The 24506-nt window shown below is 70.5% G+C and carries 29 protein-coding genes; 15 read left to right on the top strand and 14 right to left on the bottom strand.

Annotation, left to right across the window (positions count from 1 at the left end):
* Positions 1 to 24 precede the first annotated feature (24 nt).
* Positions 25 to 2262, top strand: a complete 2238-nt coding sequence (locus ABZU52_RS11390; protein ID WP_354970954.1) for a tetratricopeptide repeat protein — start codon at positions 25 to 27, stop codon at positions 2260 to 2262.
* Between the two features lie 128 nt (positions 2263 to 2390).
* On the top strand, positions 2391 to 2849 hold the full coding sequence (locus ABZU52_RS11395; RefSeq protein ID WP_354970955.1) for a peptidoglycan-binding domain-containing protein: 459 nt from the start codon (positions 2391 to 2393) through the stop codon (positions 2847 to 2849).
* A 103-nt stretch (positions 2850 to 2952) separates the two neighbouring features.
* Here ABZU52_RS11395 and ABZU52_RS11400 read toward each other — a convergent pair whose 3' ends face one another.
* From ABZU52_RS11400 to ABZU52_RS11415, 4 genes are all read right to left on the bottom strand, one after another.
* Positions 2953 to 4071, bottom strand: a complete 1119-nt coding sequence (locus ABZU52_RS11400; RefSeq protein WP_354970956.1) for a Gfo/Idh/MocA family oxidoreductase — start codon at positions 4069 to 4071, stop codon at positions 2953 to 2955.
* Entirely contained in the window at positions 4041 to 4751 is a 711-nt protein-coding gene (locus ABZU52_RS11405; RefSeq protein ID WP_354970957.1) for a ThuA domain-containing protein, read from the bottom strand. Before ABZU52_RS11405 ends, ABZU52_RS11400 begins: the two co-directional genes overlap by 31 nt.
* Before the next feature lie 432 nt (positions 4752 to 5183).
* Complete coding sequence (locus ABZU52_RS11410) at positions 5184 to 6656, bottom strand: RICIN domain-containing protein (protein ID WP_354970958.1); 1473 nt, start codon at positions 6654 to 6656, stop codon at positions 5184 to 5186.
* A 29-nt stretch (positions 6657 to 6685) separates the two neighbouring features.
* Entirely contained in the window at positions 6686 to 8125 is a 1440-nt protein-coding gene (locus ABZU52_RS11415) for a glycoside hydrolase family 43 protein (RefSeq protein WP_354970959.1), read from the bottom strand.
* Positions 8126 to 8469: 344 nt separating this feature from the next.
* On the opposite strand from ABZU52_RS11415, the gene ABZU52_RS11420 reads away from it, so the two are divergent.
* Genes ABZU52_RS11420 through ABZU52_RS11430 form a run of 3 tightly spaced genes read left to right on the top strand, consistent with a single transcriptional unit; the run spans position 8470 to position 10122 of the window.
* The gene (locus ABZU52_RS11420) at positions 8470 to 9003 is read left to right on the top strand and encodes a DUF6817 domain-containing protein (RefSeq protein ID WP_354970960.1); all 534 of its coding nucleotides are present in this window, start codon (positions 8470 to 8472) and stop codon (positions 9001 to 9003) included.
* Positions 9004 to 9059: 56 nt separating this feature from the next.
* Positions 9060 to 9542 (top strand): pantetheine-phosphate adenylyltransferase, encoded by a 483-nt coding sequence (coaD, locus tag ABZU52_RS11425; protein WP_354970961.1) that lies wholly within the window; start codon positions 9060 to 9062, stop codon positions 9540 to 9542.
* Positions 9532 to 10122: a GNAT family protein gene (locus ABZU52_RS11430; RefSeq protein WP_354970962.1), complete on the top strand. Its 591-nt coding sequence runs from the start codon at positions 9532 to 9534 to the stop codon at positions 10120 to 10122. The genes coaD and ABZU52_RS11430 overlap by 11 nt, the downstream gene beginning before the upstream one ends.
* 78 nt (positions 10123 to 10200) lie before the next feature.
* Here the strand turns inward: ABZU52_RS11430 and ABZU52_RS11435 are convergent, their stop codons facing one another.
* Positions 10201 to 10719 (bottom strand): disulfide bond formation protein DsbA, encoded by a 519-nt coding sequence (locus tag ABZU52_RS11435; protein ID WP_354970963.1) that lies wholly within the window; start codon positions 10717 to 10719, stop codon positions 10201 to 10203.
* A 62-nt stretch (positions 10720 to 10781) separates the two neighbouring features.
* Between ABZU52_RS11435 and ABZU52_RS11440 the strand changes: the two genes are divergently transcribed.
* Together ABZU52_RS11440 and ABZU52_RS11445 are read left to right on the top strand one after the other, a co-directional pair.
* Positions 10782 to 11138, top strand: coding sequence for a MarR family transcriptional regulator (locus tag ABZU52_RS11440; RefSeq protein ID WP_354970964.1), 357 nt, complete (start codon positions 10782 to 10784; stop codon positions 11136 to 11138).
* Positions 11135 to 11713 carry a GNAT family N-acetyltransferase gene (locus ABZU52_RS11445; RefSeq protein ID WP_354970965.1) on the top strand — a complete coding sequence of 193 codons (579 nt, stop codon included), beginning with the start codon at positions 11135 to 11137 and terminating at the stop codon, positions 11711 to 11713. Before ABZU52_RS11440 ends, ABZU52_RS11445 begins: the two co-directional genes overlap by 4 nt.
* Before the next feature lie 176 nt (positions 11714 to 11889).
* On the opposite strand, the gene ABZU52_RS11450 is transcribed toward ABZU52_RS11445, so the two are convergent.
* From ABZU52_RS11450 to ABZU52_RS11485, 8 genes are all read right to left on the bottom strand, one after another.
* Complete coding sequence (locus tag ABZU52_RS11450; protein WP_354970966.1) at positions 11890 to 12429, bottom strand: SUKH-4 family immunity protein; 540 nt, start codon at positions 12427 to 12429, stop codon at positions 11890 to 11892.
* Positions 12426 to 12968: an SUKH-4 family immunity protein gene (locus tag ABZU52_RS11455; protein ID WP_354970967.1), complete on the bottom strand. Its 543-nt coding sequence runs from the start codon at positions 12966 to 12968 to the stop codon at positions 12426 to 12428. Before ABZU52_RS11455 ends, ABZU52_RS11450 begins: the two co-directional genes overlap by 4 nt.
* Positions 12965 to 13495, bottom strand: a complete 531-nt coding sequence (locus ABZU52_RS11460) for an endonuclease (RefSeq protein ID WP_354970968.1) — start codon at positions 13493 to 13495, stop codon at positions 12965 to 12967. Before ABZU52_RS11460 ends, ABZU52_RS11455 begins: the two co-directional genes overlap by 4 nt.
* Complete coding sequence (locus ABZU52_RS11465) at positions 13488 to 13982, bottom strand: hypothetical protein (RefSeq protein WP_354970969.1); 495 nt, start codon at positions 13980 to 13982, stop codon at positions 13488 to 13490. Before ABZU52_RS11465 ends, ABZU52_RS11460 begins: the two co-directional genes overlap by 8 nt.
* Positions 13983 to 13986: 4 nt before the next feature.
* Positions 13987 to 14310 carry a hypothetical protein gene (locus tag ABZU52_RS11470; protein ID WP_354970970.1) on the bottom strand — a complete coding sequence of 108 codons (324 nt, stop codon included), beginning with the start codon at positions 14308 to 14310 and terminating at the stop codon, positions 13987 to 13989.
* Positions 14307 to 14729, bottom strand: a complete 423-nt coding sequence (locus ABZU52_RS11475; protein WP_354970971.1) for a YbaB/EbfC family nucleoid-associated protein — start codon at positions 14727 to 14729, stop codon at positions 14307 to 14309. Before ABZU52_RS11475 ends, ABZU52_RS11470 begins: the two co-directional genes overlap by 4 nt.
* Before the next feature lie 123 nt (positions 14730 to 14852).
* On the bottom strand, positions 14853 to 15869 hold the full coding sequence (locus ABZU52_RS11480) for an ATP-binding protein (protein ID WP_354970972.1): 1017 nt from the start codon (positions 15867 to 15869) through the stop codon (positions 14853 to 14855).
* The gene (locus ABZU52_RS11485; protein ID WP_354970973.1) at positions 15862 to 16557 is read right to left on the bottom strand and encodes a response regulator transcription factor; all 696 of its coding nucleotides are present in this window, start codon (positions 16555 to 16557) and stop codon (positions 15862 to 15864) included. The genes ABZU52_RS11480 and ABZU52_RS11485 overlap by 8 nt, the downstream gene beginning before the upstream one ends.
* Before the next feature lie 160 nt (positions 16558 to 16717).
* Between ABZU52_RS11485 and ABZU52_RS11490 the strand changes: the two genes are divergently transcribed.
* Positions 16718 to 17797, top strand: coding sequence for an NAD-dependent epimerase/dehydratase family protein (locus tag ABZU52_RS11490; protein ID WP_354970974.1), 1080 nt, complete (start codon positions 16718 to 16720; stop codon positions 17795 to 17797).
* Here ABZU52_RS11490 and ABZU52_RS11495 read toward each other — a convergent pair.
* Positions 17769 to 19124: a hypothetical protein gene (locus tag ABZU52_RS11495; protein WP_354970975.1), complete on the bottom strand. Its 1356-nt coding sequence runs from the start codon at positions 19122 to 19124 to the stop codon at positions 17769 to 17771. The two genes, ABZU52_RS11490 and ABZU52_RS11495, sit on opposite strands and share 29 nt — an antisense overlap.
* Positions 19125 to 19280: 156 nt before the next feature.
* On the opposite strand from ABZU52_RS11495, the gene ABZU52_RS11500 reads away from it, so the two are divergent.
* The 7 genes from ABZU52_RS11500 to ABZU52_RS11530 all read left to right on the top strand — a co-directional run bounded on the left by ABZU52_RS11500 (position 19281) and on the right by ABZU52_RS11530 (position 24423).
* Entirely contained in the window at positions 19281 to 19958 is a 678-nt protein-coding gene (locus tag ABZU52_RS11500; RefSeq protein WP_354970976.1) for a glycosyltransferase family 2 protein, read from the top strand.
* A complete protein-coding gene (locus ABZU52_RS11505; protein WP_354970977.1) occupies positions 19955 to 20635 on the top strand; it encodes a DUF2064 domain-containing protein in 681 nt (226 codons plus the stop codon). The genes ABZU52_RS11500 and ABZU52_RS11505 overlap by 4 nt, the downstream gene beginning before the upstream one ends.
* Positions 20636 to 20754: 119 nt before the next feature.
* Positions 20755 to 21342: a class I SAM-dependent methyltransferase gene (locus ABZU52_RS11510; protein WP_354970990.1), complete on the top strand. Its 588-nt coding sequence runs from the start codon at positions 20755 to 20757 to the stop codon at positions 21340 to 21342.
* The gene (locus ABZU52_RS11515; RefSeq protein ID WP_354970978.1) at positions 21339 to 22505 is read left to right on the top strand and encodes a molybdopterin-dependent oxidoreductase; all 1167 of its coding nucleotides are present in this window, start codon (positions 21339 to 21341) and stop codon (positions 22503 to 22505) included. Before ABZU52_RS11510 ends, ABZU52_RS11515 begins: the two co-directional genes overlap by 4 nt.
* Positions 22502 to 22912 carry a hypothetical protein gene (locus ABZU52_RS11520; protein ID WP_354970979.1) on the top strand — a complete coding sequence of 137 codons (411 nt, stop codon included), beginning with the start codon at positions 22502 to 22504 and terminating at the stop codon, positions 22910 to 22912. The genes ABZU52_RS11515 and ABZU52_RS11520 overlap by 4 nt, the downstream gene beginning before the upstream one ends.
* 59 nt (positions 22913 to 22971) lie before the next feature.
* Complete coding sequence (locus tag ABZU52_RS11525) at positions 22972 to 23796, top strand: S-methyl-5'-thioadenosine phosphorylase (RefSeq protein ID WP_354970991.1); 825 nt, start codon at positions 22972 to 22974, stop codon at positions 23794 to 23796.
* Between the two features lie 123 nt (positions 23797 to 23919).
* Positions 23920 to 24423, top strand: coding sequence for a DM13 domain-containing protein (locus ABZU52_RS11530; RefSeq protein WP_354970992.1), 504 nt, complete (start codon positions 23920 to 23922; stop codon positions 24421 to 24423).
* Positions 24424 to 24506 lie beyond the last annotated feature (83 nt).

The raw sequence follows: 24506 nt of genomic DNA on the forward strand, positions 1-24506 counted from the left end.
ACCGTGGTCGATAGCGTGATCCCCGTGTTCGGGGAGGCCGTACGAGAGCTACGGCGACGCAGCGCGTTGACGCAGGAGGATCTGGCCGCGAAGACGGGGTTGTCGGTCCGGCACCTCCGGGACCTGGAGGCGGGACGGATCGCCCGGCCACGACCTGCGACGATGCTGTTGTTGGCCGACGCCTTCGGCCTCCGGGGGCCGGAGCGGAACCGGTTCCTCGACGGAAGGCCGACGCCGGCCGCCTCGGGCGGTGTCCCGGCGCAGCTGCCCGCGGACAGCTTCGGCTTCGCCGGCCGGGCCGGCGCGCTGGCTCGCCTCGACGAGATCCTGGCCCGAGCGGTGGACCAGCCGACAGCGATGGGCCTCGCCATCGTCTCCGGCACCGCCGGGGTGGGAAAGACCACGCTCGCGGTGCACTGGGCGCACCGCGTGGCCCCGCAGTTTCCCGACGGCCAGCTCTACGTGAACCTGCGCGGTTTCGACCCGGGCGGTACCCCGGTCAGCCCGAGCACGGCGCTCGCCGGATTCGTCAACGCTCTCGCCGGACCGGGTGACCATCCGCCGACCGCGTTGGAGGAGCAGATCGCTCGTTACCGCAGTCTGCTCAACGGCCGGAGGGTGCTGGTCGTCCTGGACAACGCCGGTGACGCCGACCAGGTACGACCGCTGCTGCCGGGCGCACCGGGCAGCTTCGTCCTCGTGACCAGTCGTGACCAGTTCCTGGGCCTGGTCAGTGTCAACGGCGCTCACCCGATCACACTGGACGTCATGTCGGCGGCCGAGTCCCGCGAGCTGCTGGCCCGACGTCTCGGCGCGGAACGCGTGACCGCCGAACCCGAGGCCGTCGACGCCATCGTCAACGCCTCGGCCGGGTTGCCCCTGGCGCTGTCCGTCGTGGCCGCGCGGGCCGCCATCCACGCCGAGTTCCGCCTGAGGGAACTGGCGGCGAACCTTCGCCCGGTGGCTGGGCGTCTGGACGCGTTCGACGGCGGCGAGGCCGTCACCAATCTGCGGCTGGTCATGTCCTGGTCGTACCGGACCCTCGACGCGCACACCGCCCGGCTGTTCCGGCTGCTGAGCGTCCACCCGGGCCCGGACTTCGCCGTTGCGGCGGCCGCCAGCCTCGCCGGGATCGCGCCCGCCCAGGTCCACCGCCACCTGACCGAGCTGACCCGGGCGCACCTGCTCAGCGAGCACCGCCCCGGACGGTTCACGTACCACGATCTGCTCCGCGCGTACGCCACCGAACTGGCCGCGGCCGAGGACAGCGAGGCGAGCCGTCACGCGGCCCGCTCCCGGTTGCTCGACCACTACCTGTCCGTCGCGTACGCCGCCGACGAACTGCTCTATCCGCAGCGCGACCGGCTGCCGGTCGACCCGCCGGGGCCCGGGGTCGCGCCAATGCCACTGGCGGATCGTGACCAGGCCATGGAGTGGTTCACCGACGAACACGCGGTGCTGCTCTCGGCCGTGCGGCTGGCGAGCGACCACGGCTTCGACCGTCACACCAGTCACCTCGCCTGGGCGATCACCACCTACCTCAACCAACGCGGCTACGTCGAGGACTGGACCAACAGCCTGCACGCGGCGTTGTCGGCGGCCGTCCGGCTGGCCGACGACCGGGCCGAGGCGTACGCCCACGGGGTGCTCGGCTTCGCGGGCATCTCCCTGAACCAGTACGCCACCGCGCGGCGGCACCTGGAACTGGCGTACGACCGGTACCGGCGGCTGGGCGACCTCGCCGGGCAGGCCCGGGTCGAGCTCAACCTCGGGTGGATCCGCGACCGGACCGGCCAGCCCGAGCAGGCCCTTGGTCACGCCCAGGAGGCGCTGCGCCTGCATCGGCAGGCCGGACACGTCACCGGCCAGGCTTTCGCGCTCAACGCGGTTGGCTGGTCCCACGGCCAACTCGGTGACCACCACGCCGCGATTGAGAGCTGCGAACAGGCGCTGGCCCTGTTCACGTCGGTCGACAACGTGCTCGGCCAAGCGATCACCTGGGCCAGTCTCGGGCACGCCCACCTCCAGCTCAACGCGTTCACGGAGGCGGTCACCTGCCACGAGAACGCGGTCCGCCTGCGCCGCGACATCGGTCACCGGCGGTTGGAGGCGGACGCGTTGGTCAGCCTCGGCGACGCCCACCTCGCCGCCGGCAACGCCGCCTCGGCCCGCCTGGCCTGGCAGCGGGCACGGGACATCCTGGTGTCCTTGCCGGACGCCGACACCGGCGGGATCGACACCAAGCTCGCCGCTCTGCGCTGACGGGCCCGAAGTGCCGGTCAATCTCCGGTCCGGCTCCTGTCCGGGCTGAGCGGCGAAGGAAACGATGGTGTGGCAAGCCGCGCGACGCAGCGTTGCGCGTGCGACCTTACCTCGACCAGGGGGTTCCCATGCTCCGACGTCTCCTCCGCCTCGGTCTCGCCGTCGCGCTGACCGTCACATCCGTGGGCGGCGCGGTGGCGATCGCCTCGCCCGCCCAGGCTGCCCTGCCGCACTGCAACGGCGCAGGCGTCTACACCTCCACCTGGTCCGGCGCCCGGGGCGCGACCGCCTGGATCCCGGCGTACGTCTCCAGCACCATCAACTTCAACTGCCTGCTGACCCGTGGCGACCACAGCTCCGGCGTCGGTGAACTGCAGCGGACGTTGCAGGGGATCTACGGAAAGTACCTCGGCCCCAGCGGAGTCGACAACGACTTCGGCGGCTACACCCAGAGCGCGTTGCGCAGCGTCCAGTCCGACCTCCGCATCTCGGTGGATGGCGAGTACGGGCCGCAGACCCGCGACCACATGTGCTGGCGGTGGACCGGCAGCGACAACTCCTGCATCTGGCTCAACAACAACCACTGAGTACGCGCGGGGCGCGAATACGGGGGGCATCCCGCGACCGACCGCCTCGGCTTCGGCCGGGGCGGTCGCCCCTTCTGGCGCTCTCGGTCCTGTCTGGGCCCGTTCAGTGTCCGTACGCGTGGTACGCCTTCCACTCCTCGACCGGAGTGAGCGAAACCGCCGTGGGCCGTTCCAGCACCGTCGTCAGCTCGATCCGCCGGCCTTCCGCCGCCGACCGGAGCAGGCTGGTCATCGTTTCGAGCACGTGCAGCGCGACGTCGCCGCCAGCGCGTGGTGGACGCTGATCGTCGGCCCTGACCAGGTCGATCAGACCGATGCCCCGGGAACTCTCGGCGTAGCCCGCCTGCGGTTCGAGAACGCGCCATTCGCTGCCGCCGAGCGCGAAGTGGCGGACCGTACCGTCGAAGTAGTTCGGATCGGGTACGGCGAGCGTGCCGGCCTCCCCGTGCACCTCGATCGGCGCGGCCGTCGTCGCGACGCCGTCGAAGCTCGTGGTGATGGTGGAGAGCGCACCGTTGGCGTGCTCGAGCACGCCACTGACGTGGGTGTCCACCCCCACCGGGATCCGTTCGCCGGTGCGCGGGCCTGAGCCGATGACGCGCTCGGCACGCAGGCGGCTGGCGGCACCGGTCACCGCGCGAACCGGCCCGAGCAGGTGGACGAGCGCCGAGATGTAGTACGGCCCCATGTCCAGCAACGGCCCGCCGCCCGGGGCGTAGTAGAAGTCCGGGTTGGGATGCCAGCGCTCGTGCCCCGGAGTGACCATGACGGCCGACGCGGACATCGGGCGTCCGATGAGCCCGCCGTCGATCGCCGCCCGCGCGGTCTGCGTACCCGTGCCCAGGACGGTGTCCGGCGCGCACCCGACGCGGACACCGGCCGACGCGGCCCGTTCGATGATGGCGCGCCCGTCCGGGAATGTCACCGCGAGCGGCTTCTCGACGTACACGTTCTTGCCCGCCTCGATCGCGGCCAGCGAGATGTCGGCGTGCGCCGCGGGAATGGTCAGGTTGAGCACCGTCTGCACGTCCGGGCGGGCGAGCAGCCGCTCGACGCTTGACGCCTCGGCCCCGGGAATCGTGGCGGCGACCGCAGCCGACCGGGAGGCGTCCAGGTCGGCCACCGCGACGACGCTCACCTCCGGGTGGTCCGCGAGGGTGTCCAGGTACGCGCGGGAGATGACCCCGAGACCTACGACGCCGATGCGGTGCGGGTCGCCCACACCATTCCCCTCTCGATCACGGTACGGACGCTCTCGTGCTCCAGCACGTCCAGGCTGTGCCCGGGGGTCGTCACGACGATGCGCCCGGCACCCCAGAGCCGGGTCCAGATCGCCGGCGAGGTGACCGGCCGGTGCCACGGGTGCCACGGCTGCGTCGGGTGGGTGGTCACGGCCAGGACGTCGATCAGGTCGTCGTGCAGCACCCAGTACTGCTCGGTGACCAGGTCGAAGTCCTCGATGCCCGCGGTGATCGGGTGCTCCCGACCGAGGTCGGTGACGCGCACCGTGTGCGGCAGGAAGTTGTCCTCCGGACCACCGTGACGTTCACACGGCTCCAGACCCGGATGGGTCGCGAACTGGCCGCCCACCAGATGCAGGTACTCCGATGACGCGCGGAACGCGTCCACGATGCCGCCGTGCCAGCCGGTGAAGCCGGTACCGGCGATGACCGCCGCGCTGAGGCCCGCCACCTGCTCCGCGGTGATCTGCGACATCGTCATGCACTGCACGACGAGGTCGGTCGCGGCCATTACGGCGGCATCGGCGTAGATCTCGGTCGACTCCTCGACTCGCACGGCATAGCCGCTTCGTTTCAGGAAGGGGATGAACACCTCGGTCGCCTTGACCGGCTGGTGCCCTTCCCAACCGCCCCGAACCACCAGTGCCCTCTGCTGCGTCACCCTCGCTCCTCCCACGCCCATCAACGGATCAGCCGCTCCGGCGGTTACCCCACTGCCGAGGGCTCTGGACCGAGCCACGGCCGCCGAGGTGCTGACCCTTTCCCTGCGGTTGAGGCGAGACGACCTTGCCCTTCGCGCGTCGGGCAGCCCGATTCGCGGGAACGACAGGCGGGTCGGTCTCAGTCTCGGCCGTTGTTGAGGTGTCGGCAGCCACCGCGGGGGCTTCTTGGGCGGGCTCAGGCTCCGGCATCGCGTTCTCCTTGGATCTGGTGGGGGTCCCCACGGGCCATCGACGGCCGGCGGACTCCGGCTGATCGACGCCGGGGTGCGCGCCTTGACGGTAGCGCAACGCCAGGCCCAGCTGAGTGTTCCCCCGCTCACGGCGCAGTTGAGGTAGTGGGTTCACCATCGGTCGTCAGGTCGCAACGACCGTCATACGGTGGTGCGCGACCACTGCTGGTTGGCGCCGGTGTTGCACGAGTACTGCTTGAGGACCACCCCGTCCGCGGTCGCCGCCGCCGGTACGTCCACGCACTTGTTGCTGTGTCGTGCCCGCAGCTGGAAGTAGCCGCCGTTGGCGACCATCTGGAACTGCTGGTTGGTGCCGCTGCCGCAGGTGTACTGGACGAGCTCGGCACCGTCGGCGGTGGACGCGCTCACCACATCGAGGCACTTTCCGCTGTGTCGGCTGATGATGCGCCAGTAACCGCTGCCGGCATCCTGGAACTGCCACTGCTGCCACGCGTTGCCGCCGTACGTGTACTGGCCGACGCGCGCACCGTTGTCGGTGTTCGGTTGCTGGACGTCCATGGCCTTGCCGCTGTGCCGCACATCGATCCGGTAGAACGTTCCGGTCGACGGCGGCGGCGTCGTCGGGCCACCACCGATGGTGTCGCCCCAGGCGTACCGGATCCGATCCGCGCCGGAGGTGTTGCGGACGGTCAGGTTGAGGTCGGTGCCGCTGCCGCTGAGCGCGAACATCGAGTACCAGTCGTATCCGATGGTGCCCGGCTTGCCGCCGAGGGCGGGCCAGTAGGTGCCGCCCATCTGGTTGTCGCGCATGACCTGGGCCATGGCCCGGATGTAGCGCACGAAGTTGTCGGTGCTGCCCGCGTCGGCGTAGTTGCGGCCGTCGTTCATGGGCGCCCCGAACTCGGTCGCGACCGCGCGGGAGGCGCAATTGCCCAGGCGGGTCTGGATGTGGCTGCGGAAGGCGTCGTAGGTCATCGCGCCGTAGAAGAACGCGTAGTAGTGGAAGGACAGCAGGGTCGAGTTGAAGCGGCTGTCGTTGCAGATGTCCCGCAGATCCTGGCTGAAGCCGGTGCCGCCGATGAGCACCCGGCCGGGCACCGCCGAGTAGTGGTAGCTGAGCCAGTTCGCCGCGACAGTGCGCCACTCCGCCGAGCTGTAGCCGTGCGGCTCGTTCATCGGCTCGAAGTAGACGTTGGTGTTCGAGCCGTACGTGTTGGTCACCGTGGACCACATCGCGTTCCACGCGGCGAGGTTCGTGATCCTGCCACCGGAGGCGGCGCCGTCCTCCCAGTAGGCGAGGATGACTTTGAACCCGCGGGCGGTGGCGGCGTCGATGGCGCCGCGGTACGCCTCCCACCAGGCCGTCCCCACCGTGTGCGTGTTGATGGGCAGCCGGACGGTGTTGACCCCCATGGTGGACGCCAGGTCGTCGTAGAGGGCGTTGGCCTTGGCCCGTACTGTCGCGTTGCTGTCGGACGAGCTCAGGCCCTGCACGACGAGCGGGCCGGTGGCGAAGTTGTCACCCAACACGGCCCAGTTCATGCCTCGGAACTGGTTGGTGGCGGCGGTGGCCGGCGACGACGCGACGACGACGCCAACCGTCGCCATCATCACGGTCACCAGGGCGGACAGCACTCGTCGGTGTGGTGCCACAGTCGGAACTCCTAGATCAGGGACCAGGTTCAGCTGGTCACGCGGAAGGTGGCGTCGGCACGGCTCTGCGCGTCGGGGATCGGGTCGAGCCGGAGCAGGTAGCTGTAGTGCCGGATGTAGCGGTCCGGGTGGCTGTAGGACTGGAACGACGTCCACGAGGAGTTGGCGAGGCCCGCGACCTGCCGGAAGGTGGCATCGGCGGCGAAGGTGGCGGTGCCGTCGTTGGCTTCCAGTCGGAAGTCGAACCCGTAGTGGCGCAGGTAGTAGCCCGGGTAGTTGACCGACTGGATGGAGACCGTGCCGGAGCCGACCAGGCCGGACACCAGCCGCCATTGGCTGTCCTGGGCCGGGCTGACGTTCGGGTCGATGCGGACGTCGTAGTCGTAGTGCCGTACGTACCGGTCCTGGAAGTTGTACGACTGGATCCGGTTGACCGCGGTGGCGGGCCAGCGGGCGAGCACGCGGTTCTGTTCCGCTGCGGTCAGGTTGAGGATCGAACCGTGCCGTTTCCTGGTGCCACCCATCGCGTACGAGCCGGACGCCGGCAGCCGGTAGCTACTCACGCTCGACGGGTTGGTGGTCAGGACGGGCAGGTAGCCGCGTCCGCTGGAGTACTGGTCGAGGTAGAGCACCCACTCGTTACGGTTGTTGAACTTCATCCACATCGGGCCTTCGACCTGCGCCCCGGTCAGCCCGATGCCGGACAGGTTCCCGAGGCTGGTCCAGGTGCCGAGGATGGAGTTGCTGCCTTCGAGGGCGATCTGGCCGTCCCGTGAGGCCCGGACGTAGCGGTAGCCACCGACTCCGGCTGGCACCTCGACGATCTGGGTGTCGATGATCTCCTGGTTTCCCGGCCGGTCGACGTAGACCTGCGGGGTGGTGATGCTGCGGAAGTTCGCCGTACGCGCGGAGTAGATGCGATGCTTGGTCGCGCCGTTGAGCGGGACGTTCGTGGCCCAGTAGAGGACGTAGTCACCGGTGGCCGGGTTCCAGATCGCCTCCGGCGCCCAGGCGTTGCGTCCGTCCGGAATCGCGCCGGCGACGTTCAGCAGCCATGGCGCCGACCAGTTGACCAGATCGGTGGACTCCCACACGACAAGGTTGCGGCTGCCGTTGTTGATCGCGGTCGACCAGTCCTGACCGCAGCCGATGCACAGGTCGGTGGCGATGATCCAGTACCGGTCGCCGCCGGGCGAGCGGACCAGGGCGGGATCGCGGACGCCACGGGTGCCGACGGTGGATCGCAGCACGAGCCCGCCGTTGTTGAGGTCGGTCCAGCGGAGGCCGTCGGTGCTGTGGGCGAGGTAGATCTGCTGGTCGGTCGACGACTCGCCGGTGAAGTGCGCCATCAGGTAGCCGACGGTCGGGTCGAGCGCTGCCGCCTCCCTCGGTGTCGCCGCCGACCAGGTGGTGAACAGCAGGCACGCGGCGGCCGCAACCGCGCAGAGCCGGGCGAGGACTCTCGACATGTGTCTCTCTCCTTCGCGCAGGGGCTGACCAGTCAGTGAGAGATCATGTATGTGAGCGTTAACAACGATCGGCCGCTTCCGGCCTCGGACTTCGACACTGCAGGGACGGGTGACGCACCCGGACGCGACGTCGCCGACCCGTCACGCCACTACAGACACAATGTGTTCGGCTCGTTACGATCGCGTTGCGGACAAGTGTTAGCGATCGCATCTCCAGTGTCAAGGGATCGACCACTGTCGCTCCCTTGGGTGCGCGGATGGGTCGCCACGTATCCACGGCGTTGTGACATATTGCCCACGCCCGATGGCCGCCGAATCCGACAGCCGATACCTACAGTCAAACCATGAGCACCGACGACGGCGTCCGGGTCTGGCTTCGCCGGCATGGAGCTGAGCAGATCGCCCATCCCGGCGGCACCCTGTACGCCCACCTCTGTCGAGTCAGCGAACGACTCGCCGCGCTCGGGTGCGGCCCTGACGTGCAGGCCGCGGGCCTCACCCACGCCGTATACGGCACCGACGGGTTCGACCGCACCCTGCTCGACCGGGCGGATCGTGCCGTGTTGCGGGATCTCGTTGGCGTTGACGCCGAGGAGATCGTCTACCTGTATGGCGCCTGCGACCGTGGACGCAGCTGGCGGGAGCTGGCGAAGACCGGCCAGGTGTTCGACCGCTTCGCAGGCCAGGTGAGAACGCCGAGTGAAGCCCAACTTCGGTCGCACGTGGACCTGAGCATCGTCAACGAACTGGACGTCATCGAGCACGATGCTGCGCTGGCCGAGCGGCACGGGGCCTACTTCCGGGAACTTTTCGCCTCGTGGGCCGTCCTCGCCTCCGCGCAGGTCATCCGCGACGCGCAGCGGGTCCTGCGGCCGTGACATCCGAAGCATCGGCAGGAGCGCGCCCGACAGGACGGACCCCTGGTCGCGTACCCGTGCGAGCCGTCTACCCCGGCACCTTTGATCCCTTCACCTCCGGGCATCTGAACGTGGTGGACCGGGCACGCGTTCTCTTCGACGAAGTGGTGGTGCTCGTCGCGGTCAACAGCATCAAGCAGCCGGGCAGCGAGGAAGAGGAGCGAGCGGCCGCCGTTCGGGCCGTTCTGCCGGCCGAGTGGACCTCGGTCACCGTTGCGGCCTGGAGAGGGTTGACCGCCACCTACTGCCGCCTCCACGAGGTAGGAGTGATCGTCCGCGGCGTGCGTAACACCACCGACCTCTGGGCCGAGTACCAGCTCGCCGCGATGAACCAGTCGCTGGGTGTCCCCACGGTGTTCCTGCCGGCGCGGCCCGAACTGGCCGCGGTGTCCTCGACCGCGGTGCGCACGTCGCGCCGGGCCCTCGAAGCCGCCGGCCAGCAGCCGGAATCCGGTTGCCTGCCGCCGGTGTCCCACCGAGGATCAGTCGATGCCCAGTGACCAGGCGACCCCCGACTTCTCGATCAAACCCACCCTCACCGGCGAGCGGGTGATCCTGCGTCCCTTCGTCGACGACGACCTGGACACCTTCCGGGCTGCGGTGGCCGACCGCGAGGTGGCCCGGCTGACCGGCAGCCCGGCCGACGACGCTTTCGACGAGGAGCGGATGCATTCGTGGTACGGCAGTCGCAACGCGCAGACCGACCGGCTCGACCTGGCGGTCGTGGACCGCGCCACCGGGGCGTGCGTCGGCGAGGTGGTCCTCAACAACTGGGACCCGGTCAACCGGAACTGCAACTTCCGCACCCTGCTGACCGCCGCCGGCCGCGACCGCGGCCTGGGCACCGAGGCGGTACGCCTGGTCGTCGGCCACGGTTTCGAGCGGCTCGGCCTGCACCGCATCTCGCTGGAGGTGTTCGCCTTCAACCCCCGGGCCCGGCGGGTGTACGAGAAGGTCGGCTTCGTCGCCGAGGGTGTGCTGCGGCAGGTCCTGCGCGATGGCGACGACTGGGTTGACGCCACCGTGATGTCGATCCTCGCACCCGAGTGGGCGGCGCACCGGGGGCACCCCGAGCGCTGAGGCTGGTAGCCGGCGAAGGCCGAAGCGGACCTTCGCGTACCCGTAGCTCCGGTCGGCGCTGAAGTCGACGTTGTGGGGCTAGGCGAAGGTGAGGCCGTCGGATCGGGCGCGTTTGAGCTCGGAGAAGGCCCGGCAGCCGGCGAGCAGGCGGGCGCCGTCGAAGACGCGGACAGCCTCCTCCCCACGGGGGATCGCGGTCAGTACGGGACCGAAGAAGGCCACGTCGTCGACGACGACAGTCGGGGTGCCGAGGTCCTCGCCCACCAGTTGCTGTGCGCGGGCGGTGCTGGCCCGCAGCTGTTGGTCAAGGTCGCCGCGATGGGCGGCGTCGGCCAGGTCGGCGGGGAGGCCGGCCTCGGCCAGGGCCAGCGGAACGACGGTGTCGAAGTCCTTGTCGCCGGCGTCGTGGATCCGGCGGCCGAGCGCCGGGTACAGCCGAGCGAGGGCGGCGGAGCCGTGTTGGGTGGCTGCCGCCACGCACACCCTGGCCGGCCCCCACGCCCGGTCGTTGAATTCGCGGTACCAGGGCTCCAGGTCGCGGTGCTCGTTGATCACCGCGAGGCTCATCACCTCGAACCGCAATGCGAGCGGCCGCATCTTCGCGACCTCCATGAGCCAGCGGGAGGTGATCCAGGCGAACGGGCAGGACGGACTTCGACGTGCTCGCGGCGCTGCGCCGCGAGGGCGAGCCATACACGCTCACGGCGGGCCAACTGAGCCAACGGATGCTGGTGACCACCGGGGCGGTGACCAAGCGGGTGGACCGACTGATCGCTCGCGGCCTCGTGTTCCGCTCGGTCTCCGCCGCCGACGCGCGCGGCAGAGTGGTCGGGCTGTCTCCGGCCGGAGTGGCTCTGACCGACCGGCTCATCGAGGAACATCTGGCCAACGAGGCGGCCATCCTTCGTGGCCTCACCGACAGTGACCGCAAAACCCTTGAGCGCCTGCTGGCGGCGATGAATCGAACCCTGGCCTCCGGAGGTTCTGGACCCGGGGGCCGGGGTCAGGACGAGTGACGCCCTCGGTCGTGATCGGCCTGTGCGCGGATTACCATTCCGCCATGGACGACACCACCCGCGACGTATTCATCAGACGCGGTGGACCGGCCGACGCGCCTGCCGTCCTGGCCATGCTCGACTCCGCGGTGGCTTGGATGAACGACCGCGGCAACACCGAGCAGTGGGGCACGAAGCCGTTCTCGGAACAGCCCAGACGGGTCGACCAGGTCGATCGGTACCTGACCGAGAACCTCCCGTACATCGCGGAAGTGGATGGCACGCCGGCCGCAGCGCTGGTGTTGGGCTCCGGGCCCGATCCGCGGATACCGATCGCCCCCGTGGCAGAACCCGAGCGGTACGTCCGCCTGCTGGTCTCCGACCGACGATTCGCCGGCCGGAACCTCGGGTCTGCCCTGTTGGCACGGGCCGTGGAGGAAACCCGGCGAGCCGGTGTGCGGTTGCTACGGGTCGACTGCTGGGCGGGCGGCGGTGGCAAGCTGGTGGCGTTCTACGAGCGCCACGGGTTCACGTCCACCGAGACCTTCCTGGTCGGATCCTGGCCAGGGCAGGTGCTGGCCCAGCGGGTCGATTGAGCCGCGGAACCAATCACGTAGTCAGGTAGTACCTGTCGAGGAAAGCTGCGTAGTCTCCGGCGTCGTAAGACTCCTCCACACTTGCGATCTCGTCGAGGATCTCCCGGGCTTCCTCGGTGCCCTGTCCATCCCCACGGGGCCTGTCTAGCAGGAGCAGAGGGCACCGGCCAGCGAGGCTAGCCGCTGGTGGACTCCAGCTGCTCGAAGGCCATGCTCCACCACGACTTCGGGTCGGCGAACGCGGACGAGTCGACGACCATCAGCTCGTCGCGGATCGCGGCGGCGCGGGCGGCGCGGGCCCGGCCTCCGGGGTCTGTCGCGATGAGCTGCCCGAGCCGGTAGAGGAACTCGACGAACGCGGCGAAGGTCGCGTTGACCGTCTCGAAGTTGGGGGTCTCCAGGTCCAGCAACACGACGGCCCCGGTCAGCGCGTCGAGGCAGAAGAGCAGCTGCGGATCTTCCGGCGAGCTGCCCAGGACGATGTGGATGCGCGGGCCGGCGTCGCCGATCTCGATCTTCAGCTTGGAGAACAACTCCATACCGGGAACGTCGACGTCGACAGTGAACAGGATCGGCACGTCGACCGGGATGGCCCCGAACGGCGGGAAGACCTCTGGCGTCAGCGGGCCGAGGACGTCGTCGAACCGGTCGAGCGGAAAGTAGATCAATCCGTCGGCGCCCCAGAGGGCGGTGAGCTCCTCATGTGTCGCTGTCAATCGTCCGTCTCCTCGTCCTCGTCGCCGGGCGTGGTCAGACCGTGCTCGTCGAGGAAGCCCCACCACTCGTCGTCGTCGAAGCCGACCTCCCCGTACCCGGGCCCGAAGACGTAGTAGCCGAGGAACGAGTCGAGGTCCGGCGCGACGTCGAGGAACAGCTCCCGGGTGAACCACTCGTCGGTCGTCTCCGCCGGGAAGTACCAGACCGCGCCGGTGTCGCGACGGAGCAGCAGCGGCTCGTCGTGCAGCGTGCCGATGACCAGCCACTCGGCCGGCTCGTCGGCGACCCCGGTGAACTCGGGCATCTGCTCGAGGTAGTACTGGATGTCGTCGATGTCCGTCACTGCGGGCAGGTCGAACGCGCCGGCCAGGATGCCGTTGGCGGTCTCCAGCAGCTCCCGGACCGGCTGCGGCAGCTCGGCGGGGATCGTGTCGGCCGGAGCGCCCTCGTTGATCTGGGCCCACGCCAGCGTCGCGGGCTGGTCCGCCTCCAGGTCGGCGCGCAGCTCCGCGATGAGCTCCCGCAACTCGGGGTTCAATCCACCACCTCTATTCGGATCGGTGTGCCGTCAGGCAGATTCTTGATCTGATGCCAGATTTGCCCGCCGACATCCCAGTTTGTTTGACCGTGCAGGAGCTTCAGATTACTAACGTCGTCGGCGCCGCCGAGTTGCAGCTCCCACACATGGTCGGGCTGCTGCTTGCGGAGCCGGGCGGCGAGTTTGTTCGCCATCTTCTTGTCGTGCGGCCAGTACTTGTCGAAGATCTTCTGCCGGATGCGCTTCTTGTAGTCGGCCGTGATCTTCCTGTCCCGAGCGACCGGGTTGGCCTGCTTGAACAGCTTGCCCTCGTCGCTGAGCTTCTTCAGCGCGTTCATCTTGCGGTCGAACTGGCCGCGCGCGTGGAACGACTTGCGCTGCACCTTGATGGTGACCTCGGGCAGGGCGTTGTTTCGCACCACCGGCTTGGCGGCGGCTTTCTTCACCGCCGCGCGGACGCCCTTGCCGACCTTCGGCTTGGCCGCGCCGCCGCGTTTTTTCGAGCTCTTCGGCGCCCTGCTACGCATCGAGCAGCTCCTGGACCACCTGGTCGATCAGCAGGCCGACGATCTCTCGGGTGATTATCTGGAAGATCGGAATCTCGGCCAGCGACGCGCCGAACGTGACGACGGCGGTGGCGATCGCCTGAGCCACCTCGAAGGCGAGGATCGCCAGCTGCACGATCACCTGGATCTTCAGCGCGAGCACGATCGCGGCGGCGATGATCAGCCCGGTCCCGATCAGCATCGCGGCCTGGGAGTAGTCCGGTAGCGTTCCGGGACCGCTCTCCGGGTTGGCCCACCACTTCTGGAACGCCTGCATCGACTCGCCCTGGTGCTGCGACCAGATCGCTGCCGCTGCCGAACCGGCCTCCCCGGAGGCGCCGGCGACCGTGCCGGAAAAGTTCAGCCAGGCCTGGCCCATCTCGAACAGCTTCTCCTCGTCGGCCTCGGGCCAGGTGTACCCGATCCAACTGAGTGCCGTGATCAGCTCGCCCGGCAGTTGGAGTCCCATGCCGTCACCCCAGCATTCCCTCGATGTCCCGCAGCGCGCCCACGGAGGCTTCCTCGACCGACTCGTAGTTGTCGGCCATCTGCGTCAGGTCGCTACCGGCCGAGCCGATCTCCTCGGCGGCGACGCCGATGCAGTCCAGGACCCAGGTGGACGCCTCCGTGTACGCGATGCCGATCAGCGAGCCGATGTCGTCGGCGCCCCACGGCTCGCCGTACCCCTGCATCTGTGCCTCGAAGCTCTCCAGTTGCCCGATGAAGCGTTCGGCGGCGCCGATGACCTCATCGCCGCCGGAACGCAGCAGCGCGGGGTCGACCTCGAAGCCGTTCATCGGGCGCCTCCCCGGGCCATCCGCTCCTGCGCGTCGGTGAGCGCCTGCAGGAACGCGCCGAGTCGCGGCACGGCCGTGTCCCGAACCTGCTCCAGCTGCTCGGTGAGCTGCGAGAGGTCACCGGAGGCCACCGTCGGGCCGCCGCCGCGCATCGAGTCGATCGCCGCGTTCACCGCCGCGATCACGTGGTCGCAGACCTCGGCCGAGCCGAGCCGCATCATCCGGGGGTCCAGCGTCAGCGACTCCAGCCGGCCGTCGGCGCCGAACTCGGCACGGACCTGCCCCTCGGCGGACTCACCGACCCGGCGCAGACGCGCGGCCTCCTCGTCCTCGGGCGCGGCGCCGGCGGCACGCAACGCGCCAACCGTGGCGTCCAGCATGCGAGCGAACTCCCCGCTCGCCGGCTCATTCACCGACATGCACCCTCCATCGATCGCGTCCGAGACATGGGAAAGCGTAGTCAGGTCCGGCAGACAGTGGGGACCCGCGAGGCTGGCGGCAAGGGGCGTCGCGGCGCTCGCCCGGTGTGCGCAGGAACTACGTCAGGCGGTCGCCAGCCGGACCATGAACTGGCAGCCGTCCGGGGTGTTGCGCACCTCGACCCGACCGCCATGTGCCTCCACCAGGCCATGAACGATGGCCAGGCCCAGCCCTCCGGACGCCCCACCGTCGCCGGGGCCGGGCGTGCGGGCCGGTTCGCCACGGAACGCGATGTCGAACAGCCGGGGAAGGTCGGCCGGGGGGATGCCGCCACAGGTGTCGGCGACCGACAGCCAGGCGTGGTCCTCCTCTCGGCCGGCCTCGATGCGTACGGTGCCGTCGGCCGGGGTGTAGCGGACCGCGTTGAGCAGCAGGTTGGCCACCACCCGAGCCAGCTCCGGTTCGCTCGCGGCGACCGTCGGCCACCCCGACTCGCTGGCGATCAGCGTGATCCGGCGGGCGTCGGCCAACGGGGTGGCGGTGGCCAGCGCGTCCGAGACCACCTCTCCGAGCGGCACCGCCGTCAACGACAACCGCAGCGCTCCGGCGTTGATCCGGGACAGCTCGAACAGGTCGTCGACGAGTCGGGTCATCCGGTCGGTCTCCAGCCGGATGCGCCGGTGGTACTCGTCGACCGTGTCCGGATCACGAACCACCCGGTCCTCCAACGCCTCCGCCATGGCCCGCAGCCCGGCGAGCGGGGTCCGCAGGTCGTGGGAGACCCAGGCGACCAGGTCGCGGCGGCCCTTCTCCAGTTGCCGTTCCCGCTCCCGGGCCTGGTCGCGCCAGACCGCGGCGCGGGCCAGTCGACGGCCGACGTGCCCGCCGACGGCGAGGCTGACCATGGCAGCCGCCGCGACGGTGATCAGGACCACCTCAAGGTCGTGCGCGGAGAGGAACATCGCCTCCGCGACCGCCATGACCCCAACGGCGACGGCGACCACAGTGGTGGTGAGCAGCACGTTGAGGTGCACGGTGATCGAGCTGCGTCGAAGCGCGCGGAGCAGCACCGCGCCGGCGAGTCCGATGCCGAGGGCCGCGCCGAGGGCGATCGCGAAGATCAGGAGTACGTCACGCATGGGCCGGCTCGTAGCGGTAGCCGACGCCCCAGACGGTCACGATCCGCTGCGGATCGGCCGGGTTGGTCTCGATCTTCTCCCGCAGCCGGCGTACGTGCACTGTCACTGTCGAGTGGTCCCCGAAGTTCCAGCCCCAGACCTGCTCGAGAAGTTCGGCCCGGCCGAAGACCCGGGACGGATGCCGCATGAGGTGGACGAGCAGGTCGAATTCCCGCAGCGTCAGCGCCAGATCGGTGCCGGCGAGACGGGCGGTTCGGGAGGCGGTGTGCACCACCAGATCGCCGTCGGTGAGCGCCTCCGGCCGCTCGGGTGGCGTCCCACCGCCGGCGCGCCGAAGCACCGAACGGACCCGCAGCACCAGTTCCCGGGGGGAGAACGGCTTGGTCAGGTAGTCGTCCGCGCCGAGCTGAAGCCCGAGGATCCGGTCGGACTCGTCACCGCGCGCGGTCAGCATGACGATCGGTACGCCGTCCGGCCGTACCCGCAGCGCCCGGCACACCTCCAGGCCGCTGATCCGGGGCAGCATCAGGTCGAGCACGACCAGGTGTGGTGCCTGCCGCTCCACCGCCGCCAGCGCCGCCGCACCGTCCGCCGCGAGGCTCACCTGGAAGCCGTCGTTCTCGAGGTAACGACGGATGACGTCGCTCACGGTCTGATCGTCGTCGACGACCAGCACCCGCTGCGTCACGGCCCTTCCCCGTTCCGCCCCGTCAAGGTCTCCCCCAGATGTCCATCTGGCCCAGCGTAGCCACGCACCGGGGTCCGCCCGCACCAGCAAACCTTGCGAGGTCCTTACGGCTGCGCGCGCGAACCCGCGCCGGCGTACGCGAGGTCATACGGTGACCGGAATGCGGATACTTGTCACCGGTGCGGCCGGATTCATCGGCTCCCATGTCGTCGACCAGCTCACCGAGGACGGGCACGAGGTGGTGGCCGTCGACGCGCTGCTACCCGAGGCGCACGGCGTGACGGCACCGTCCTGGACCGAGCGGCACGACCTCGTGGTCGGCGACGTACGCGACGGCGACCTGTTGGCCCGGCTGCTGGCCGGGGTCGACGCGGTCTGCCATCAGGCAGCCATGGTCGGCCACGGGATCGACCCGGCGGACGCCCCCCGGTACGCCGCGCACAACGACCTCGGCACGGCCACCGTCCTCGCGGCGATGCACGCCACCGGGGTACGCCGACTGGTGCTGGCCAGTTCGATGGTGGTCTACGGCGAGGGCCGCTACCAATGCCCCACCCACGGGATCGTCCGGCCTGCCGGCCGCCGGGCCGTTGACCTGGCCGAGGGCCGGTACGAGCCGACCTGCCCCCGCTGCGACCAGGCGCTCTCCCCCGGTCTCGTGCCGGAGGATGCGCCACTGGAGCCGCACAGCACGTACGCCGCCACCAAGCTGGCCCAGGAACACCTCGCCGGCGCGTGGGCCCGGCAGACCGGCGGGTCGGTCTGGGCCCTGCGGTACCACAACGTCTACGGTCCGCGAATGCCTCGTGACACCCCGTATTCGGGGGTCGCGTCGATCTTCCGGTCCGCCCTGGCCGCCGGACGACCGCCCCGGGTGCTGGAGGACGGCCGGCAACGACGCGACTTCGTGCACGTGACCGACGTGGCCGCGGCCAACCTGCTGGCCCTGACGACACCGGCTCCGGATCCGCTGACCCCGGTCAACGTCTGCTCGGGTGAGCCGCACACCGTCGGCGAGTTGGCCCACGAGCTGGCCTCGGCGATGGGCGGGCCGTCGCCGGTCACGGTCGGGGGTGGGCGGGCGGCGGATGTACGGCACGTGGTGGCCGATCCGGCCCGCGCCACCCGGTTGCTGGGTTTCACCGCCCACGTCGGTTTCGCCGCTGGCATCGCCGACTTCACCACCGCGGTGATGCGGGATCCGGCATCGGTCACGACACCGTCCACAGTAGGTGGTTGACGGCGAGGGCGGTGGCCGCCTGGGCGGCCAACCACCACCGTCGGTGATCGGTGGGCAGGTGCGCGGTGGCGACCAGCAGCCAGCCGGCGAACGGTAGCCAGATCCGCTCGACCTCGGCCTTGCTGAGCCCGGACAGGTCCGCCGCCAGCACGGCCGCCGCCGCCGCGACGGGTAACCACACAGTGGGTCCCGCGCTGGCGATCCGCTGTCGGAGGGCTGTCGCGACCGGCGGACGCGGTGATCGGATCGACCCGGCAGCCACCGCCCGCCGCAGCGCCGGCCCGACCACCGGGCCGGCCGAGAGCAGCAGAGCGGCGAGATTCGCCCAGACCCAGTAACCGTACGGGCGGTCCGCGGCCCAACCCTGGTAGTACCGCCGTGCCACCAGGTGGTAGCCGTCCAGCCACCAGAAGCCGGCGAGGGTGAACACGGCGCCGACGGCCGCGACCGCCGTCGCCGCGACCAGGAGCACGCCGAGGCGGTCCCGCGCCCGCAGCAGCACCACGGCCAGCGCGAGCAGTCCGACCAGGACGAACCCGTACGACAGGTAGAGCGCCAAGCCGAGGAGCAAGCCACCGAGCGCGGCCCCTGACCGGCCACCCACCGCCAGCAGCGCCAGCCCGGCCGCGACCACCGCCGCGAAGATCCCGTCCGCGGACGCGCCCACCCAGACCGCACCCGGGAAGAGCACCAGGAACGGCCACACCGCCCGGGCCGCGTCCTCGGCGCCGAGCGCCCGCAACGTCACCGGAACCGACACCGAGACCGTGGCTCCGAGCACCACACAGGCGAGCCCGGCGGCAGTCCCGCCGCCCAGGCCGACCCGCTCCAACCAGACGAACAACAGCAACGCTCCCGGTGGGTGAGCGGCCGCGTGGGTGGACCACGAATCGGGTTGGAAGTCGAGGATCCGGTCGGCGAAGCCGGACAGCATGGCGCCGACGTCCGTCACCCCGGGCACCTCGTGCAGGTACTCGGCCTGCACGGTGAGCCGCTCGGTCAACCCGGCGGACCAGCCGTCCACCAGGACCAGCGACAGCGTCCAGAGCACCGAGGCGAGGTAGCCGACGACCAGCAGCCGCGGCCACCGCGTGCCGGTTCCCCAGCGCGTGCCCCGCCAGACGAACAACGCCGCGACGAGAAGCGCGGCGGGGGTGCCGGGCCCCAGATGGGGCTGCCAGGAGGCGTAGAGCGGCGCCGCGTCCGCGTGGAGCCGTACGCCCTGATGGTTGAGCAGTGCGCCGACGGCGACGGCGACGGCGAGCACTGCCACCTCGGCGCCGAGGACGATCAGGTCGGCGGACCGGGGTCGTCCCGGTCGGGTCATCATGGTCATGGTGACGGCCGACGATACGAGCTCTGACCAGGCATCCGGCGGCCAGACGGTAAGACGTCAGCGAGTCGTAAGATCCGCTGCCGGGTAAGCGATTCGTAAGGAGAAGCAGCGGTCCGAACGGCCCGTTGCGGGCCTAGCGTCGCCGGTATGCACACAACGATCGACGTGGTGCTGCCATGTCTGGACGAGGCGGCCGCACTGCCTGCCGTACTGAGCGGGCTGCCGCCCGGCTACCGCGCCATAGTGGTCGACAACGGCTCCACTGACGGTTCGCCGGTCGTCGCGGCCGAGCACGGGGCCCGGGTCGTCCACGAGCCGCGACGCGGGTACGGCGCGGCCGTGCACGCCGGCCTGCTGGCGGCAGAGGCGGAGCTGGTCTGCGTACTCGACGCGGACGGCTCGTTCGACCCGGCCGAGTTGCCCAGGCTCGTCGCGGCGGTGCTGGACGGTCCGGCGGATCTCGCCGTCGGGCGGCGCCGGCCGGTCTCGGCGGATGCCTGGCCGTGGCATGCCCGCACCGGGAACGCGCTGGTCGCCGCGCTGCTCCGGCGTCGTGGGGTGCCGGTGTACGACATCAGCCCGATCCGGGTGGCCCGCCCGGCGGCGCTGCTGGGACTCGGTGTCGACGACCGCGCGTTCGGCTACCCCCTGGAGTTGCTGCTGCGGGCGGCCGGGGCAGGCTGGCGGATCGTCGAGCTGGATGTCGCCTACGCGCCCCGGGCCGCCGGCACCAGATCGAAGGTCTCCGGGTCGGTCCGGGGCACGTTACGGGCGACCCGCGACTTCGCCGGAGTGCTCCGCGCCGGCGCCGGTGGTGCCCGGTGAACGTCCTGCTCGTGGTCGCGAAGGCACCGGTCCCCGGGCTGGCCAAGACGCGCCTCTGCCCGCCGGCCGACCCCACCCAGGCGGCCCGGATCGCGGCCGCGTCGCTGTTGGACACCCTCGCGGCGGTGCGCGCCACCGCCTCGGCCATTCCCGTGCTGGCCCACACCGGTCGGTTCGCCGACGCCGAGTGCGGCGCCGAGTTGAGCACCGCGCTGGCGGGTTGGCACCTGCTCCCGCAGCGCGGCGGCACGTTCGCCGACCGCCTCGCCAACGCCCACGCCGACACCGCTGCGGCATTTCCCGGCCGACCGGTACTGCAGATCGGCATGGACACCCCGCAGATCCGGCCGGCCCTGCTCACCGCCGCGCTGGGGTTGTTCGCCGAACACGAGGCGGTGTTCGGGCCGGCGCTCGACGGCGGCTGGTGGGCACTCGGGTTACGCGACCCGGCGTACGCCAGCGCGTTGCGCGAGGTACCCATGTCGACCGGCGACACCGGTCGCCGTACCCTCGCCGCTCTGCGTGGGCGCGGCATCCGCCCGGCGCTCCTACCCGTCCAGCGGGATGTCGACGACTGGTCGACGGCGCTGGCGGTGGCGGCCGACCTGCCCGGCACCCGGTTCGCGCAGGCCGTCACGTCGGTGGGCGGTCAGTTGGTGAACGGGCACCCCCGGTGACGTCGACGATCAGCCTCGACGGCTTCGATGTGGTGCTGGGCAGGTTCGCCGGGTCCGCCGACCATGACGCCTGCGGTACGCCGGCCGGCCCGACGCCTGCGGCCCAACCCGACCACTGGCTGGTGCACACCGACGGGCGACGTGACCTGTTGCCGGTACGGCGCTGGCACGGCCCGCCCGAACCGGCAGTTGAGTCCGTCGCCGCCCGCTGCACCGGGCCCACGATCGATCTCGGCTGCGGCCCCGGCCGGTTGACCAGGGCACTCGCCCAGCGAGGTCTCGTCGCTCTGGGGGTGGACATCTCCGCCGAGGCGGTACGTCTGACCCAGGGACGGGGGGTGGTCGCCCTGCGACGCGACGTCTTCGAACCCCTTCCCGGCGAGGGGAGGTGGGCACACGCCCTGCTCATCGACGGCAACATCGGCATCGGTGGCGACCCGGTCCGACTGCTGCGTCGGTGCGGCGCCCTGATCGCGGACGACGGAACGCTGCTGGTCGAGGTGGATCCCCCGGGGGCCGGGCTGTGGCAGGGGCAGGCGTACGTCCTGTCCGGATCGTCCGGGGATCGGGAGCTGCGGGGGCCAGCGTTCCGATGGGCGCGGGTCGGGGCGGAGGTGGTGGCCCGTACCGCCGCCGCCGCCGGCCTGCGGGTCGCGGACCGCTTCCGGTTCGGTCCACGCTGGTTCGCCGAGTTGGCGCGGTCATGATGCGCCGGCCACGCGTCCCCGCCCCCGCGGACTTCACCGCGCCCTCGCACTCACCACTGGTCACCGCCCGGCTCGGCCTCTGGCTCGGGGTGGCGTTCGCGCTGTGTTTCGGCACCGGACTGCTCAGCCACTACATCCAGCACCCGCCGGGCTGGTTCAGCTGGCCGACCCGGCCGGTCAACCTCTACCGGATCACCCAGGGCGTCCACGTGCTCTCCGGTGTCGCGGCGATCCCGTTGCTCCTGGCCAAACTGTGGAGCGTCTACCCCCGGCTGTTCGTCCGTCCGCCGCTGCGCCAGCCGCTCCGGTTGTCCGCCCACGCCCTCGAACGGATCTCTGTTCTGGTACTGGTCTGCGCCGCGTTCTTCGAACTGGTCACGGGCCTGTTCAACGTCGCCCAGTCGTACCCGTGGGGATTCTTCTTCCCGACGGCGCACCACGCGGTCGCCTGGCTGGTGGCGGGCGCGATACTGCTGCACGTCGCGGTGAAGCTGCCGGTCGCCCGCGCGGCGTTGAGCACGCCGCTGCGCCGCCGTAGAGCGGTGGACGCCGCGGCACCGGACCCTGACGATCGGGCCGCGTCCGCGCGGCGCGCCTTCCTGCGTACCTCGGCGGGCGTCGCCGGCATCGCCGTGCTGGCCACCGCCGGGGTCACCGTGCCGTGGCTCCGTCGCGTGTCGCCGCTGGCGTGGCGGTCCGCGTCCGGGCCGCAGGGCATACCGATCAACCGTACGGCGGCTGCCGCGCGCATCGTCGTTCCACCGGACTGGCGACTGGAGATCGTCTGGCCGGGCGGGCGGGGCACGCTGTCCCTGGCTGAACTGGCAGCCCTGCCACAACGCACCGCAGAGCTGCCGATCGCCTGCGTCGAGGGCTGGAGCGCCTCGGCCCACTGGACCGGCGTGCCCGTCGTCCAGCTGCTCCGACGGGCCGGCGCACCGACCGGCCGACCGGTTCGGATCACCTCGCTGGAGACCGACGGCCTGTACGCGGCAAGCACGCTCCCCGCCGCCCACGCCAGCGACCCGCTGACCCTGCTCGCACTGCGGATCAACGGCGAGCAGCTGTCCCCCGACCACGGTTACCCCTGCCGACTCATCGCCCCGAGCCGGCCGGGTGTCCTGCAGACCAAGTGGGTGGCCCGACTGGAGGTGCTGCGGTGAGAGCCGTCCGGCTGCTCCTGCTCGTGTTCGGTGCCGCGGCCACGGCGTACGGCGGTTGGCTGCTCCTCCCCCAGCTCGGCACCGCCCTGCCGTGGCTGATCGGCGGACCGGTGCTGCACGACGTCCTGGTGGTACCACTGGTCGGACTGGTCGGGTTGGTGCTGAGCCGCCTGGTGACACACCGGTTACGCCTGGCCTGGATCACCGCGGGCCTGATGGCCAGCGCCACGTTGCTGCTGATCGCGGTGCCGCTGCTGTGGCGACCGCCCTCGGCACCTCCGAACCCCGGCCTGCCGGACCGCAACTACCCGCTGGGGCTCGCTGTCGGGCTGGCTGTCCTCTGGGCCGCGATCGTGATCGTGCTGGTCGTCGCCACCACGCTCGACCGGCGCACCGACCGTCAGTGAATTCGCTCCACGCCTTCCCCACTCGTCGCCCAGGAGGGGCATCCATGTCAGCAGGAGAGATCAGCCCACCCGATCGCGCGCCGATCGGAGTGATCGGCGGTTCCGGCTTCTACGAGTTTCTCGACGACGTCGAGGAGGTCACCGTCGACACACCGTACGGAGCGCCGAGCGACCCGCTGTCCGTCGGGAGTCTCGCCGGGCGGACGGTGGCGTTCCTGCCCCGCCACGGACGCCGGCACACCCTCCCCCCACACCGGATCAACTACCGGGCCAACCTGTGGGCGCTGCGGGCACTCGGCGTCCGCCAGGTACTCGCTCCGGGGGCCGTGGGCGGCCTGCGCCCCGAGCTGGGTCCCGGGACCCTCGTCGTACCGGACCAACTGGTCGACCGGACCAGCGGCCGGGAGCAGACCTACTACGACGGACGGCCGGGCACGGACGGGCAACTCCCCCAGGTCGTCCATGTGCCATTCGCCGATCCCTACTGTCCGGTCGGACGGGCCACGGTCCTGGACGCCGCCCGAAACACCGGTTGGCAGCCGGTCGACGGCGGAACCATGGTCGTCATCGAAGGGCCCCGATTCTCCACCCGCGCCGAATCACTGTGGTACGGCCGGATGGGCTGGTCTGTCGTCGGCATGACCGGCCACCCCGAAGCGGTGCTGGCACGCGAACTGGCGCTGTGTTACACCGCGCTGTCACTGGTGACCGACCTCGACTCGGGTGTCGAGGTCGGCCACGGGGTGACCCAGCAGGAGGTGTTCACCGTCTTCGCCCGGAACGTCGAACGCCTGCGCGTTCTGCTCGGCGATGCGGTGAAGATGTTGCCGGCGGACCAGGGGGCCTGCCCCTGCGGCCAGGCTCTGGCCGGTACGCCGTCGTAAGAGTTCCGAAAGGGTTCGCGACCCGTTCGACGACAACCGCGGCCGTACGCTGCGGGGGTGGGAAAACGGATGTTCCGATCGCCGGTGGTCCGGGCCGGTCTCGCCGCCGCTGTCGTCGTGGCGATGCTGGCCCTCTACTGGTTCCAGCCGTGGAAGCTGTTCACCGACACCTACGTCGACGAGGCGCTTCCGCAGGTAGCGGCGACATCGGCCACCCCGGCCCCGGCGTCCACGACGCCGGCCCCCGCAGCCTCGGCGGCCACCCCAGCGGCGAACGAGGTCCTGACCACCGGTGAGTTCGTCACCCATGAGCACCGCACGACCGGCACCGCCGAGATTCACCGGCTCGCCGACGGCCGCCACCAGCTGGTCATTCGAGACCTGGACACGTCCAACGGCCCGGACCTGCGGGTCTGGCTGACCGACCAACCGGTGATCCGAGGCACGGCCGGCTGGCGGGTGTTCGACGACGGCGAATGGGTCGAGCTGGCAAGGCTCAAGGGCAACAAGGGCAACCAGGTGTACGAGCTGCCAGCGTCGGTTGATCCACGCGACTTCCGCAGCGTCTCCATCTGGTGCAAGCGGTTCGCGGTCTCCTTCGGCGCGGCCGATCTCACGAGCGCCTGACCGGGGTCACCCGGGCCGCAATCTGCCGGACACGGCATTGACATCTTTCACTGTCAGATCTAGCGTCGGAGCGAATCGATTCG

This window comes from Micromonospora sp. NPDC005220 (assembly GCF_040607895.1).
In the GTDB taxonomy this organism is placed as follows: Bacteria; Actinomycetota; Actinomycetes; order Mycobacteriales; family Micromonosporaceae; genus Micromonospora.